At 63.4% G+C, this 14,903-nt stretch carries 12 protein-coding genes; 7 read left to right on the plus strand and 5 right to left on the minus strand.

Annotation, left to right across the window (positions count from 1 at the left end; genetic code table 11):
- Positions 1-14 precede the first annotated feature (14 nt).
- The 4 genes from phnD to BVH01_RS04805 form a co-directional block, all read right to left on the minus strand.
- Positions 15-971, minus strand: coding sequence for a phosphate/phosphite/phosphonate ABC transporter substrate-binding protein (gene phnD / locus BVH01_RS04790; protein ID WP_075929241.1), 957 nt, complete (start codon positions 969-971; stop codon positions 15-17).
- 114 nt (positions 972-1,085) lie between these two features.
- A complete protein-coding gene (locus BVH01_RS04795; RefSeq protein ID WP_075929242.1) occupies positions 1,086-2,027 on the minus strand; it encodes an AEC family transporter in 942 nt (313 codons plus the stop codon).
- A 118-nt stretch (positions 2,028-2,145) separates the two neighbouring features.
- Positions 2,146-2,706, minus strand: a complete 561-nt coding sequence (locus BVH01_RS04800) for a response regulator transcription factor (protein WP_075929243.1) — start codon at positions 2,704-2,706, stop codon at positions 2,146-2,148.
- A gap of 72 nt (positions 2,707-2,778) precedes the next feature.
- A complete protein-coding gene (locus BVH01_RS04805; RefSeq protein WP_075929244.1) occupies positions 2,779-4,038 on the minus strand; it encodes an ATP-binding protein in 1,260 nt (419 codons plus the stop codon).
- A gap of 251 nt (positions 4,039-4,289) precedes the next feature.
- Between BVH01_RS04805 and BVH01_RS04810 the strand changes: the two genes are divergently transcribed.
- Positions 4,290-4,997, plus strand: a complete 708-nt coding sequence (locus BVH01_RS04810; protein ID WP_075929245.1) for an SIMPL domain-containing protein — start codon at positions 4,290-4,292, stop codon at positions 4,995-4,997.
- Positions 4,998-5,191: 194 nt separating this feature from the next.
- Entirely contained in the window at positions 5,192-6,790 is a 1,599-nt protein-coding gene (locus tag BVH01_RS04815; RefSeq protein WP_075929246.1) for an ABC transporter substrate-binding protein, read from the plus strand.
- Positions 6,791-6,933: 143 nt separating this feature from the next.
- Here BVH01_RS04815 and BVH01_RS04820 read toward each other — a convergent pair whose 3' ends face one another.
- A complete protein-coding gene (locus tag BVH01_RS04820; RefSeq protein WP_075929247.1) occupies positions 6,934-8,163 on the minus strand; it encodes a Xaa-Pro peptidase family protein in 1,230 nt (409 codons plus the stop codon).
- Positions 8,164-8,351: 188 nt separating this feature from the next.
- On the opposite strand from BVH01_RS04820, the gene BVH01_RS04825 reads away from it, so the two are divergent.
- The 5 genes from BVH01_RS04825 (at position 8,352) to BVH01_RS04845 (ending at position 14,847) form a co-directional block, all read left to right on the plus strand.
- A complete protein-coding gene (locus tag BVH01_RS04825; RefSeq protein ID WP_075929248.1) occupies positions 8,352-8,918 on the plus strand; it encodes a cupin domain-containing protein in 567 nt (188 codons plus the stop codon).
- A gap of 175 nt (positions 8,919-9,093) precedes the next feature.
- The gene (locus BVH01_RS04830; RefSeq protein WP_075929249.1) at positions 9,094-10,689 is read left to right on the plus strand and encodes an ABC transporter substrate-binding protein; all 1,596 of its coding nucleotides are present in this window, start codon (positions 9,094-9,096) and stop codon (positions 10,687-10,689) included.
- A gap of 213 nt (positions 10,690-10,902) precedes the next feature.
- The gene (locus BVH01_RS04835; RefSeq protein WP_075929250.1) at positions 10,903-12,498 is read left to right on the plus strand and encodes an ABC transporter substrate-binding protein; all 1,596 of its coding nucleotides are present in this window, start codon (positions 10,903-10,905) and stop codon (positions 12,496-12,498) included.
- A 69-nt stretch (positions 12,499-12,567) separates the two neighbouring features.
- A complete protein-coding gene (locus BVH01_RS04840) occupies positions 12,568-13,578 on the plus strand; it encodes an ABC transporter permease subunit (protein ID WP_070884374.1) in 1,011 nt (336 codons plus the stop codon).
- A 360-nt stretch (positions 13,579-13,938) separates the two neighbouring features.
- Complete coding sequence (locus BVH01_RS04845; protein WP_070884376.1) at positions 13,939-14,847, plus strand: ABC transporter permease subunit; 909 nt, start codon at positions 13,939-13,941, stop codon at positions 14,845-14,847.
- The last annotated feature ends 56 nt before the right edge of the window (positions 14,848-14,903 follow it).

The following is a 14,903-nucleotide window of genomic DNA, read 5'->3' on the forward strand; positions in this document are numbered from 1 at the left end:
TCTGTCCAAGTGGATCACTTGTCGCACGCGTAGCTCACATCCATGGCCTGGTCGATCTTGCGCACCACTTCCCAGTGCTCCTGATAGGTGATGGGGATGAACTGTGCCTGGCCGGAGTTCTTGAATTCCGCCTGCAGCGCGGTGCCTTCCCAATCGAAGGTCTCGAAGCCCTCGCGCACCTTGTCCGCCAGTTCCGGCTTGAGGTTGTAGACGTAGCCATAACCGGTGGTGGGGAAGGTTTGCGAGGTGTACAGCACCTTGTACTGATCGGCCTTGATCACACCGCGCGCCTGCATTTGCGACAGCACCGAGTTGGCGATGGCAGCGGCGTCGTAGTCGCGGTTCACCACGCCCATGATCGAATTATCGTGCTTGCCGGAAAACGCGGTCTTGAAGTCCTTGTCCGCCTCCAGATTGAACTCGGACTTGAGCAGGGCTGACGGCGCCTTGAAACCGGAGTTGGAAGTCGGCGACGTGAACGCCAGGGTGTGGCCACGAAGGCCCGGCACATCATCGATGCCGCTGCCTGCATGGGTGATGATTTCCATCTGGTAGCCGTAGCCACCATTCTCGTCGGCCATCATGGTGAACGGCACGAAACCGGCGCAGTTGACGGCCAACGGCACGGAACCGGTGTTGAAGCCGGCGATGTGCAGGCGCCCGGCGCGCATGGCTTCGAGCTGGGCGGCGTTGGACTGGACCGGGAAGAACCTGACTTTCTTGCCGGTCACTTTCTCCATGTGCTGTAGGAACTCGTCCCACACCTTGGCGTAGACGGCCGGATCTTCGACCGGGGTATAGGCGAAGATCAGCGTGTTCGGGTCCAACCACTCGCTGGGCTTGGCCGGCGCGTCGGCCACCATGTCGTCGTTGCCGTCGGTGTAGCGCGAGGACAGATCCGTGGCATGAGCGCTGCCCATCAGAGGCAGCAACAGGGCAGGTAGCAGTCGACAGAAAGGGGCGCGCAGCATGGTCGTGTCCTTACAGGCTGGAAAGAGATTCCGGCCACCATAAGGCGCCCTTGTGACGCTTTTGCTGCAATGAATCGCGCCGTCACGTCTTGCAATGAAGTGCGCAGGCGCCTACTAGACCCATCTCGCCCACTGCAACAACAACAGCCCCACGTTGGTGCTCACCACCGCCGCCAGGGTGGTGATGACGATAATCGCAGCAGCGAGCCGGTAGTTGCCATTCACTGCCTTGGCCATGACGAAGCTGGAGGCAGCTGTGGGGCTGACGAAGTACAGGAACAGGATCGCCAGGTCCGCACCGCGAAAGCCTACGGCCCAGGCGCCGAGAGTGGAGAGCAGCGGCAGCCAGACCATCTTCATCAGGCTGGAGCTGATGGCCACGCCGCTGCTCTCGCGCAACGAGGCCAGTGAGAGGGTGCCGCCGATGCAGATCAGCGCCAGCGGCAGGGTCATCTGCGCGAAGTATTCGGCCGAGACCATGGTCCAGTGCGGCAGCGGGATCTGCCAGTAGGCAAAGGGGATGGCCGACAGCACGCCGATGATCAGCGGGTTGGTGAAGATGCTCTTGCACAGCGTCCAGGGATCGGCCTTCATGTCCGGCGCGTAGATGGCCAGCACGATGGCGGACAGCACGTTGTAGCAGAGGATCACCACGCCACCGAGCACCGCGCCCACCGACAAGCCGTAGTCGCCGTACATGCTGGTGGCCAGCGCCAGGCCGACGATGCCGTTGTTACCGCGAAAGGCGCCCTGGGTGTAGATGCCGCGGTCGACCTTCGGGCAGCGCCAGATCGCCCAGCCCCAGGCGAGGGCGAAGCTGACCAGGGTAGCGAACACGAAGTAGCCGATCAGCGCCGGCTGCAGTGCCGCGCTCAGGTCTGCCTGGACGATGCTGATGAACAGCAGCGTCGGCATGGTGCCGCGAAACACCAGGGACGAGGCGGTATCGATGAACGGGTCGTCGATCCAGCGCAGCCGCTTGAGCAGCACGCCGAGAAACAGCATGGCGAAGACGGGCGCGGTGATCGCGAGCGTCTGCTGGAGTACAGCGAGCATGAGAGCCCCGGGAGGTGGAAGTGCCTTAGGATGCGCCGACGTGCCTGGCGCTCAGGCACGTCGATAGCCTGCTAATGATAGCAAGGCTTTGGCTTCCCGAAACGGTTCGACACTCGCTTCAGCGGCGAACCGGGCGCTTCTGTAGTTTGCGCTGCAGGGTACGCCGGTGCATGCCCAGAGCGCGGGCGGTCGCCGAGATGTTGCCTTCGTGTTCGGCCAGCACGCGCTGGATGTGCTCCCACTGCAGGCGATCCACCGACATGGGGTTTTCCGGCACCAGGGTGTCGAGATCGGCGTGCTGGGTCAGCAGCGCGGCAAGCACGTCATCGGCATCGGCAGGCTTGCACAGGTAGTTGCAGGCGCCACGCTTGATGGCTTCCACGGCGGTGGCGATGCTCGAATAGCCGGTGAGGATCACCACGCGCATCTCGGCATCCAGCTCCAGCAGCTTGGGCAGCAGCACCAGGCCGGAGTCGCCTTCCATCTTCAGGTCGAGCACGGCGTAATCGGGCAGGTCCTGGGCGGCCAGCGCCAGGCCTTCCTCGGCGGAAGCGGCGGTGGACACGCGCAGCCCGCGGCTGCTCATGGCGCGCGCCATCACGCGAGTGAAGGTGGGGTCGTCGTCGACCAGCAGCAGATGGGGCTGTTCTTCGCTTTCCAGCAGCGTTTCGTCACTCATGGTTCACTCCTCAATACATGCTCGCGGCCTGCCGGCCCGGCAGTGCGCTGCATCGAAAAACCTGCGTCGGGCTCACACCCGGGCGTAGGCGCGCGGCAACTTGAGCTCGGTGAGCGTGCCGCCTTCTTCATGGTTATACAGCTTCACCGTGCCGCCGGCGCGGGTCACGCTGGCCTGGCTGAGAAACAGGCCGAGGCCGAAACCCTTGCCTTTGCCCTTGGTGGTGAAGAAAGGCCGGCCCAGTTGCTCGGCGATGGCCAAGGGTACACCCGCGCCGTAGTCGCGAATGCTCAGGCGAACCCACTGGTGATCCCAGTCCAGGTTGATTTCCAGGTTGTCCGGGCAGGCATCGGCCGCATTGTTGAGCAGGTTGAGCAGCGCCTGGGTCAGGTCGGCGGGCGGCATCAGTTGCGGCGATTTGCCCACGCCGAGGCATTCGTAACGATAGCTGGCTTCCGGGCGCATCAGGTGCCAGCGATTGAGGGTGGTCTCGAGCCAGCTGACCGCCGGCATTTCCACCACGGCCTGACGACGATCCGCTTCGGCGGCGCGCACCAGGTGCTGGAGGGTTTCCTTGCACAGCTTGACCTGCTCCTGCAGCAGCGCCAGGTCTTCCTGCAGCAGCGGGTTCTGGTGCTCGCGGCGCAGTTCCTTGATCAGCACGCTCATGGTCGCCAGCGGCGTGCCCAGCTCATGGGCGGCACCGGCAGCCTGGGTGGCCACGGCCAGCAACTGCTGGTCACGCATGCCTTCCTCGCGGCGCTCGGCACGCAGCTTTTCCTGCTGGCGCAGCTCCTCGGCCATCTTGGCGACGAAGAAAGTGATCAGCCCCGCCGCCAGGGCGAAGCTCAGCCACATGCCATACACCAGCAGGCTCTCGCGCGGTCCTACCGGCAACTGCAGCGGGTGCGACCAGACCAGCAACAGCGTGTAGGACGCCAGCGCCATGCCGCCGAGAATCATGGTGAACAGCCATGGCAGGGTCGCCGCGGCGATGGTCAACGGCACCAGGTAATAGGACACGAAGGGGTTGGTCGAGCCGCCCGAGTAGTACAGCAGCACGCTGTGGATCACCAGATCGAAGCCCAGGTGGATGCCATATTCGGCTTCAGTGACCGGCCAGGGCCCGCGCAGGCGCAACGCGGTCAGCAGGCAAAGCACCAGGGAGGCACCCAGGGTGATGCTCAACTGCAACCAGGGCAGCGGCAACAATTCGGATTTGTAGGCCAGGCCAACCGAACCGGCTTGGGCAGCCAGCACCAGAAAGCGAATCAGGGTCAGCCGCCAGAGGTTCTGGCGGCTGGCCGAAAGCAGTTGTACGGGGGCGAGCATCGATACTCCTCTATGCTCGTTGGCGAGCCCGGCGAGTATAACCAAGGCCGCCGGCGCCCTGATGCGGCAACGCGCCGCAGTCGTACGACGATTGCCCGGCAGGCGCCGAATCAGACCAATCACTTGCTGGTCGGCGCGGTCTGAGGTGAGGTGAATATTTTTTCGATTCGCTTAACCCGAATACCCAGACCGCCTCGTCTAACCCTATGAACACGGTCTCCATCCGTGCCCGCTATCGATAAGGAATCGCCATGCTGCCACTGTCCCGCCTCGCCACCGCACTGGCTTTCACCACCGCCGGCCTGCTCAGTATCGCCGCGCACGCCGATGAACCGCGCTACAACCAGATTTCCCTGAGCACTCAGGTCAGCCACGAGGTGGCCCACGACCTGATGCAGGTCACCCTGTATACCGAAGCCCAGCAGAAGGACCCCGCGGCGCTGGCCGCCGAGATCACCCGTACCCTCAATGCCGGCCTGACCCAGGCCCGCGGCGTGAAAGGCGTGACCGTTTCCCAGGGCAGCCGCAACAGCTACCCGGTGTACAGCGAAAAGGGCGAAGAAATCAGCGCCTGGCGCGAGCGCGCCGAGATCCGCCTGGAAAGCGCGGACTTCGCCGCCCTCTCCAAGCTCACCGGCGAGATGCTGAAAACCCTGAAGATGGGCGGCATGAGCTTCAGCATCGCTGATGCCACCCGCAAGAAGGAAGAAGACGCACTGATCAAGGACGCCGTCGCGGCGTTCAAGGAGCGCGCCCAACTGACCACCGAAGCCTTGGGCGGCAAGAGCTACAAACTGGTCAGCCTGAACCTCAACAGCGGCGGCTTCGTGCGCCCGCCGATGCGCATGGAAGCCATGAAGGCCTCGTCGTTCGCCAGCGACAGCGCCACCCCGGAAGTCGAAGCCGGCACCAGCCAGGTGACGATGAATGCCGATGGGGTGATCGAGGTGCAGCTGTAAACCCGCCTGCCGCCCCCCGAGAAGAGGTTGCGACCGCTGTCGCAACCTCTTCTTTTTTTGCCCCAAGCTTTTCGGCACAGCCCGTGCATAGGCTTAACTAAGGTCTAGGCTCAAGGCAGGCTCGTCACCATCCGACACGCCCGTTTTGCCGCAGCAGACCCCTCAGGAAAAATCACAATAGACATGAGGTAACCATGCACAAGAACGCCTTTATCCAGGCTTTTGTCGTCGCCGGGCTGATCGCCAGCGCACCTTTCGCACAGGCAGCCGGCAACCTGGTGTACTGCTCCGAAGGCAGCCCGGCGGGCTTCGACCCCGGGCTCTACACCACCGGCACCGACTTCGACGCCGGCGCGGAGACCGTCTTCAACCGCCTCTCGCAATTCGAGCGTGGCGGCACCTCGGTGATCCCCGGCCTCGCCGAGAAATGGGACATCAGCGATGACGGACTGACCTACACCTTCCACCTGCGCGAAGGGGTCAAGTTCCACACCACCGACTACTTCAAGCCCAGCCGCGAATTCAACGCCGACGACGTGCTGTTCACCTTCAACCGCATGCTCAACAAGGACGATCCGTTCCGCAAGGCGTACCCCACCGAGTTCCCGTACTTCACCGACATGGGCATGGACAAGAACATCGCCAAGATCGAAAAGGTCGACGAACACACGGTGCGCTTCACCCTCAACACCGTCGACGCGGCCTTCATCCAGAACATGGCCATGAGCTTCGCCTCGATCCACTCCACCGAGTACGCCGCCCAGCTGCTCAAGGCCGGCAAGGCCTCGGACATCAACCAGAAGCCAATCGGCACCGGCCCGTTCGTGTTCAGCCGGTACCAGAAGGACGCGCAGATCCGTTACAAGGGCAACAAGGAATACTGGAACCCGGATGACGTGAAGATCGACAACCTGATCTTCGCCATCAACACCGACCCATCGGTGCGCATGCAGAAACTGCGCGCCGGCGAATGCCACGTCAGCGTGTTCCCGCGCCCGGCCGACCTGGAAACGCTGAAGAAGGATCCCAAGCTGCAAATGCCCGAGCAGGCCGGTTTCAACGTCGGTTACCTGGCCTACAACACCGAGCACAAACCGTTCGACCAACTCGAAGTGCGCCAGGCCATGGACATGGCGGTCAACAAGCAGGCGATCATCAACGCCGTGTATCAGGGCGCCGGCCAGGTGGCGGTAAACGGCATGCCGCCGACCCAGTGGTCCTATGACGACACCATCAAGGACACGCCTTACAACCCGGAAAAGGCCAAGGAATTGCTCAAGGCCGCCGGCGTGAAGGAAGGCACCGAGATCACCCTGTGGGCCATGCCCGTGCAGCGCCCCTACAACCCCAACGCCAAGCTGATGGCCGAGATGCTGCAGGCCGACTGGGCGAAGATCGGCATCAAGGCGCGCATCGTCAGCTACGAGTGGGGCGAGTACAACAAACGCGCCAAGGCCGGCGAACACGATGCCCTGCTGATCGGCTGGACCGGCGACAACGGTGACCCCGACAACTGGCTGAGCGTGCTGTACGGCTGCGACGCCATTGGCGGCAACAACTACAGCCGCCTGTGCAACAAGGAGTTCGACGCACTGCTCAAGAAAGCCAAGGCGATCAACGACCGTGAAGAACGCACCGTGCTCTACAAGCAGGCCCAGCACCTGCTCAAGGCCGACGTGCAGAACACGCCGATCGCCCACTCCACGGTGTACCAGCCGATGAGCACCCGGGTGAAGGACTTCAAGATCAGCCCGTTCGGCATCAACTCCTTCTACGGCGTGAGCATCGAGTAAACCAGCTGCATGAATGAAAACGCCCGGCCAATTGGCCGGGCGTTTTCGTTTCCAGGTGCCTGATCACGATCTTGCGAATTGAATTCAGCGCGCTGCCTGCAAAAGGCGGGAGCGGCCGGTGAATGCGTGGCTTTGTAGGGGCTTCAGGCATTCAGCCCGAACGGGTCGTCCACCGAGTGGCTTGGCTGGGTAAACCAGCGCGGGCCTTCGGACGTCATGTAGAAGTGATCTTCCAGGCGGATGCCGAACTCGCCCGGCACGCAGATCATCGGCTCGTTGCTGAAGCACATGCCCTCGGCCAGCGGCGTGTCGTCGCCACCAACCAGGTAAGGGCCCTCGTGAATGTCCAGGCCGATGCCATGGCCGGTGCGGTGCGACAGGCCCGGCAGCTTGTAGCCGGGGCCCAGGCCGGCGGCTTCCAGGCTGCGTCGGGCGGCGGCATCCACACTGGCGCACGGGGCGCCGAGCACGGCGGCTTCGAAGGCAGCCTGTTGGGCAGCCTTTTCCTTGTTCCAGAACTCGCGCTGGCGCTCGCTCGGCGTGCCGAAGACGTAGCTGCGAGTGATGTCCGACAGGTAACTGTGCACCTGGCAGCCGGTGTCGATCAGCACCATGTCGCCGTCCTTGAGGGTCTGCGCATGCTTGACGCCGTGGGGGAAAGCGCTGGCCGGACCGAACAGCACGATGCAGAAGATCGAGCCCGGCGCGCCGACCTTGCGGTGCGCCTGGCGGATGAACTCGGCGACTTCGGTGGTGGTGATGCCTTCGTGAAGGATGCTCGCCGCGGCCTTGTGCACCTCCAGAGTCATGTCCTTGGCACGTTGCATCAGGGCGATTTCGGCGGCGGATTTGCGCTGCCGGCACGCGGCAGTAATCACCCCGGCGTCGACGAAACGGTAACCGTTGGTCAGCTTGCGGATGCCTTCGAACATGAAAAAAGGCAAGGAAGAACAAAGACCTACCTGAGGCGGCGCACCTTCATCGGGCATCACGCCGAGGCGCCGCAGGCACCTGAGCAGCAATGCATAGGGGCTCTCGTGCTCCTCCCAGGTATTGATGGTGCCTGGCACCACCTGAAAGTCGCACACCGTGCCTTCCTCAAAGGTCGGCGCCAGGTATTCCAGCGCGCCACTGGCCGGCAGGATCGCCCCGACCATGCGCTCGCTGGGGTTCCATTTGACCCCGGTGAAGTACTGCAGATTGCTGCCCGCGGCGACGAACAGCGCCTCGATGCCCTGCTCGCGCATCAGCGCCTGAGCACGCTCGATGCGTGCCTGATACTCCGCTTCGCCGATCGGCTGCGCGCCGGCCGTCATGTCCTGCAGGCGCGCCAAGGCCTGCTCCGGCGTGCTACCGCCCACTCCCAGTGTCATCTGCACATCCTCGTCTGGCGACGGCAGCGGACATCGCTGCCGGGTCATTCACTGCGGCAAAATTTAAGTGCAACTTAAATTACGGTCAAAGCATTTTTCAGTGGGACTTAAAAAATGCCGTCAACTTCCGGCTGAAGTCCCTACTCGCCATCGGTATACTCCGCCCATTCGAACAGCGAACCTTACCCATGACCGCAGATCGCATCGGCGAACGCCTGCGCCGCTACCGGCGAGCCGCCGGCAAGACTCTCAATCAAGTAGCGGCGGACGCCGGCCTGACTGCCAGCTTCCTGTCCCAGGCAGAGCGCAACCTCACCGGCGTGTCGATCTCGTCCCTGGCGAGCATCGCCAAGTCCCTGAACGTGCCGCTCAACGCGCTGTTCGACCAGCCCGAGCAGGCGCAGCCCGACTCGCACGTCAACGAGCGCGTACGCTATACGGTTGGCGGCCAATTGCTGGCCTACGAGCGGCTATCCAGCTCGTTTCCCGGCAACTCGATCAATGCCGTGAAGATGAACATTCCGGTGGGCTACGAATCGGAGTTGATCGCCCATGAAGGCGTGGAGTTCTCCTACGTGCTGGCCGGGCAGATCGTCTATACCATCGAAGGCCGTGACTACCCGCTCGGCCCTGGCGACTCCGTGCACTTCGATGCCGGCAAGCTGCACCGCCTGATCAATGCCGCCGACGAGCCGGCAGAGGTGCTGACCATGACCACCATGGCATTGTTTGGTGATCACCCTGCCAACGGCTGATTTCTGCTCCAATTCAGGGCAAATATGCGCAATGTTAGTGCCGCTTAATTTTTGTTGACCGAAATTTCAGCATGACTTAATTTCGAGCCCGACCCGGTGAGTGAGCTATCCGCTTTCACCGCATTCCGAGCTCGCGCTGAACCCAAGCGCGAACAAAAAGAAAAAAGAGGTTCGCATGCGCATGTCTCTCCTGTGCAAGGCTCTGCTCACTGCAGGTCTGCTCTCCAGTGTTTCGCTCGCCCAGGCCAGCAATCTGGTGTATTGCTCCGAAGGCAGCCCGGGCGGTTTCGATCCGGGCCAGTACACCACCGGCACCGACTTCGATGCGGCCTCGGAAACCATCTTCAACCGCCTGGCCGAATTCGAGCGTGGCGGCACCAAGGCCCAGCCGGGCCTGGCGACGTCCTGGGACATCAGTGAAGACGGCCTGACCTACACCTTCCACCTGCGTGAAGGGGTCAAGTTCCACACCACCGACTACTTCAAGCCGAGCCGCGAATTCAACGCCGACGACGTGCTGTTCACCTTCCAGCGCATGCTCGATCGCAATCACCCGTTCCGCAAGGCTTACCCCAGCGAGTTCCCGTACTTCACCGATATGGGCCTGGACAAGAACATCGCCAAGATCGAGAAGACCGGTGACCACACCGTGGTCTTCACCCTCAAGGAAGTGGACGCCGCGTTCGTGCAGAACCTGGCGATGAACTTCGCCGCCGTCCATTCCGCCGAGTATGCCGACCAGCTGCTCAAGGCCGGCAAGGCCGCGCAGATCAACCAGCAGCCCATCGGCACCGGCCCGTTCGTGTTCAGCCGCTACCAGAAGGACGCGGCGATCCGCTACAAGGGCAACAAGGAATACTGGGCACCTGATCAGGTGAAGATCGACAACCTGATCTTCTCGATCAATACCGACGCCTCGGTCCGCGCCCAGAAGCTGCGTGCCGGCGAGTGCCAGATCACCCTCAATCCGCGTCCGGCCGACCTCAAGGGCCTGCAGGCGGACAAGAACCTCAACGTGCCGACCGCCCCGGGCTACAACCTGGGCTACATCGCCTACAACGTGACCCGCGCGCCGTTCGACAAACTCGAAGTGCGTCAGGCGCTGGACATGGCGGTCAACAAGCAGGCGATCATCGATGCCGTGTACCAAGGCGCTGGCCAGCTGGCCGTCAACGGTATGCCGCCGACCCAGTGGTCCTATGACGAGTCGATCAAGGACGCCCCCTACAACCCGGAAAAAGCCAAGGAACTGCTCAAGGCCGCCGGCGTGAAGGAAGGCACCGAAATCACCCTGTGGGCCATGCCCGTGCAGCGCCCCTACAACCCCAACGCCCGTCTGATGGCCGAGATGCTGCAGGCCGACTGGGCCAAGGTCGGCGTCAAGGCACGCATCGTCAGCTACGAGTGGGGCGAATACATCAAGCGCGCCCACGCCGGCGAGCACGACGCCATGCTGATCGGCTGGACCGGCGACAACGGTGACCCCGACAACTGGCTCGGCACCCTGTACGGCTGCGCTTCGGTGGACGGCAACAACTTCTCCAAGTGGTGCGATGCCGAGTACGACAAGCTGGTGGTGGCCGCCAAGCGCGTGACCGATCAGAACGAGCGCAGCGAGCTGTACAAGCAGGCTCAGGTAGTGCTCAAGCGTGAAGTGCCGATCACCCCAATCGCCCACTCCACCGTGTACCAGCCGATGCGCACCAGCGTGAAGGGCTTCCAGATCAGCCCGTTCGGGCGCAACAGCTTCATCGGTGTCAGCAACGACTGATTGGCGTAAAGGCCGCCTCGTGGGCAACCGCGAGGCGACCTGCCAGCCGACAGGCCCGAGTGACGGGGCGTCATCGAGCGCTCAGGCCTCGTGCTTACCCACTGGCTGAGCACGCCGCACGACCGATGATGCACGCATCCTTCTGACCACGGCTCACGGCCTGCCCCTTGCAGGCCGTACGTCTATGCTGACCTCATTCGCGAGGGATATCCGATGAAGACACTACCGCTACGTGCAGCGCTGGCCGCCCTGGTTCTCGGCGCCGCCGGCAACCTCGCAGCCAAGCCACTGGTGGTGTGTACCGAAGCGAGCCCCGAGGGCTTCGACATCGTTCAGTACATCACCGCGGTGACGGCCGATGCCTCGGCCGAGACGGTATTCAACCGCCTGGTCGACTTCAAGCCCGGCACCACGGACATCCAGCCGGCCCTGGCCGAGCGCTGGGCGGTCAGTGACGATGGCCTGACCTACACCTTTCACCTGCGCAAGGGCGTGAAATTCCACACCACCGATTACTTCACGCCGAGCCGCGACCTCAACGCCGACGACGTGCTGTGGAGCCTGAACCGCCAGCTCGACCCCAAGCACCCCTGGCACGCCAAGGCCAGCGTCGGCTATCCCTATTTCGAGAGCATGGCCTTCCGGCAACTGCTCAAGTCGGTGACCAAGACCGACGACCACACCGTGGTCATCACCCTGACTCGCCCGGAGGCGCCGTTCCTGCGTGACATGGCGATGGCCTTCACGTCGATCTACTCAGCCGAATACGCCGATCAGCTGCTCGCAGCCGGCAACACCGCCGACCTCAACAGCAAACCGATCGGCACCGGCCCCTTCGTGTTTCAGCGTTACAACAAGGACGCCCAGGTCCGTTTCCGGGCCAATCCGGATTACTTCCGCGGCAAGCCACCGGCCGACCCGCTGATCTTCGCCATCACCACAGACAACAACACGCGCCTGCAGAAGCTGCGCGCCAACGAATGCCAGGTGGCGCTGTATCCCAAGCCCGACGACGTGCCGGCGATCAAGGCCGATGCCAAGCTCAAGGTCGACGAGATCGAGGCCATCGTTACCGGCTACATCGCCATGAACACCGAGCACCAGTACCTGAGCGACGTGCGCGTGCGCCAGGCGATCAACCTCGCCTTCGACCGCCAGCGCCACGTCGAGCAGCTGTTCGGCAAGGGCAACGCGCTGGTGGCGGTCAACCCGTACCCGCCAACACTGATCGGCTATAACGACGACAACCGCAACCCGCCCCGCGACCTCGACAAGGCCCGCGCCCTGCTCGAGGAAGCCGGCGTGCCGAAAGGCACCGTGCTCACCCTGTTCACCCGCAGCGGCGGCGGCCAGACCAACCCCAATCCGCGCCTGTCGGCAGAAATGCTGCAAGCGGATCTTGCCGAGATCGGCCTGAAGGTCGACATTCGGGTGATGGAATGGGGCGAAATGCTACGCCGCGCCAAGAATGGCGAAGGCGATCTGGTATCCGCCGGCTGGGCTGGCGACAACGGCGACCCGGACAATTTCCTGGGCCCGCTGCTCAGCTGCGATGCGGCAAAAAACGGCGAGAACTATGCACGCTGGTGCAACCCTAAGTTTCAGGAACTGATCACCAGGGCCCGCGGCGTGACCGCCAACGATGAGCGTGCCGCCCTGTATCGCCAGGCCCTGGCACTCTACGCCGAGGATCAACCCTGGATCAACGTGGCCCACCCGAAGCTGTTCACCGCCATGCGCAAGGACGTCGAGGGCTATCGGATCAGCCCGCTGACCACCAACAACTTCGCCACCACTCGAGTGAAGTGAATAAAAACACACCGCCGGCGCTACAGACGCTGGCGGGCTGCCTGACCGGCCAATGAGGTACCTACCACGATGTTGAGTTTTATAGCCCGGCGCCTGGGCCTGCTGATACCCACGTTCTTCGGGGTCACGCTGCTTACCTTCGCGCTGATTCGCATGATTCCCGGCGACCCCGTGGAAGTGATGATGGGCGAGCGTCGCGTCGACCCGCAGATGCACGCCGAAGCCATGGAGCGACTGGGCCTCAACAAGCCGCTGTACGCCCAGTACTTCGACTACATCGGCCAGTTGGCCCAGGGTGACCTGGGGGAATCGCTGCGCACCCGTACCCCGGTGTGGGACGAATTCACCACCCTGTTTCCCGCCACGCTCGAGCTGACCCTGGCCGCGCTGCTGTTCGCCGGCACGCTGGGGCTGATCGCCGGGGTGATCGCCGCTCTCAAGCGCGGCTCGCTGTTCGATCACGGCGTGATGGGCATCTCCCTGACCGGCTACTCGATGCCGATCTTCTGGTGGGGTCTGCTGCTGATCATGTTCTTCTCGGTGTGGCTCGGCTGGACGCCGGTATCGGGGCGTATCGACCTGCTCTACGACATCCAGCCGGTGACCGGCTTCATGTTGATCGACACCCTGCTGTCCGACGAGGAAGGCGCCTTCGTCAACGCCCTGCGCCACCTGATCCTGCCGGCGATCGTGCTGGGCACCATCCCGTTGGCGGTGATCGCCCGCATGACCCGTTCGGCGATGCTCGAAGTATTGCGCGAAGACTACGTGCGCACCGCCCGCGCCAAGGGCCTGTCGCCCACCCGCGTGGTGTTCGTGCACGGCCTGCGCAATGCACTGATTCCGGTGCTCACCGTGTTCGGCCTGCAGGTCGGCACGCTGCTCGCCGGCGCGGTACTGACCGAGACGATCTTCTCCTGGCCGGGCATCGGCAAATGGCTGATCGAGTCGATCGGCGCCCGCGACTACCCGGTGGTACAGAACGGCATCTTGCTGATCGCCTGCCTGGTGATCCTGGTCAACTTCGTGGTCGATATCCTCTATGGATTGGTGAACCCACGTATTCGCCACCAGCGCTGAGAACCGGCCATGACCTGCTGCGCGTCGGCGATGCCGCGTCAAAATCCCTCTCGAGATGCTCATTGGCTACAGCCAACTCCGCTCTCTCGACGAATTTTTCCTTGCCTCGCGCTAGCTCGCGAGGCCATGAACCGATTCTCCGGAGTCATGAATGGCAACTGATACCAACACAACCGTAGGGTGGATGACGCTTTTCTCATCCACCGTGACCGCGCCGCGGTGGACGGATAAAGCGTCGTCCACCCCCCAAACTACTTCCGTAGCCTGGGTCGAGCAGCGCGATACCCAGATCGCTCTTTCCCGGGTGTCGACTCGCTCGACCCGGGCTACGCCAAAATCAGATATCCATGAGGTGCGAGCATGACCTCGACTACTACCACGCCGCTCGACCAGAGCCTGGTCTACCCCTCGCCGCTAAAGGAATTCTGGCGCGCGTTCAGTCACAACAAGGGCGCCGTCGCCGGCCTCGGCTTCATGCTGCTGATGGTGTTCTGCGCACTGTTCGCGCCGTGGATCGCGCCCTACTCGCCCAGCGAGCAGTTCCGTGACGCCCTGCTGACCCCGCCGGTGTGGCTGGACGGCGGCCAGTGGCGCTTCATTCTCGGCACCGACGAAGTGGGCCGCGACCTGCTCTCGCGACTGATCCACGGCGCGCGCCTGTCGCTGCTGATCGGCCTGGCCTCGGTGGTCATCTCGCTGATTCCCGGCCTGCTGCTGGGGCTGGTCGCCGGCTTCTTCCCGCGCCTGATGGGCCCCTCGATCATGCGTCTGATGGACATCATGCTGGCCCTGCCCTCGCTGCTGCTGGCCGTGGCCATCGTCGCCATCCTCGGCCCTGGCCTGATCAACACCGTGATCGCCATCGCCATCGTCTCGCTGCCTTCCTACGTGCGCCTGACCCGCGCCGCGGTGATGGGCGAGCTGAACCGCGACTACGTCACCGCCGCCCGCCTGGCCGGCGCCAGCCTGCCGCGGCTGATGTTCATCACCGTGCTGCCCAACTGCATGGCGCCGCTGATCGTGCAGGCGACCCTGAGCTTCTCCTCGGCGATTCTCGATGCCGCCGCCCTGGGTTTCCTCGGCCTCGGCGTACAACCGCCAACGCCGGAGTGGGGCACCATGCTCGCCTCGGCGCGCGACTACATCGAACGCGCCTGGTGGGTGGTGACCCTGCCCGGCCTCGCCATCCTGCTCAGCGTGCTGGCGATCAACCTGATGGGCGACGGCCTGCGCGATGCGCTGGACCCGAAACTCAAGAACGCGATCTGAGGAGGCCGCCATGAACATCTCTCGCATTACGGCCTGCCATTCGATGGAGGCCGCCC

Source organism: Pseudomonas sp. PA1(2017) (assembly GCF_001945375.1).
GTDB lineage: Bacteria > Pseudomonadota > Gammaproteobacteria > Pseudomonadales > Pseudomonadaceae > Aquipseudomonas.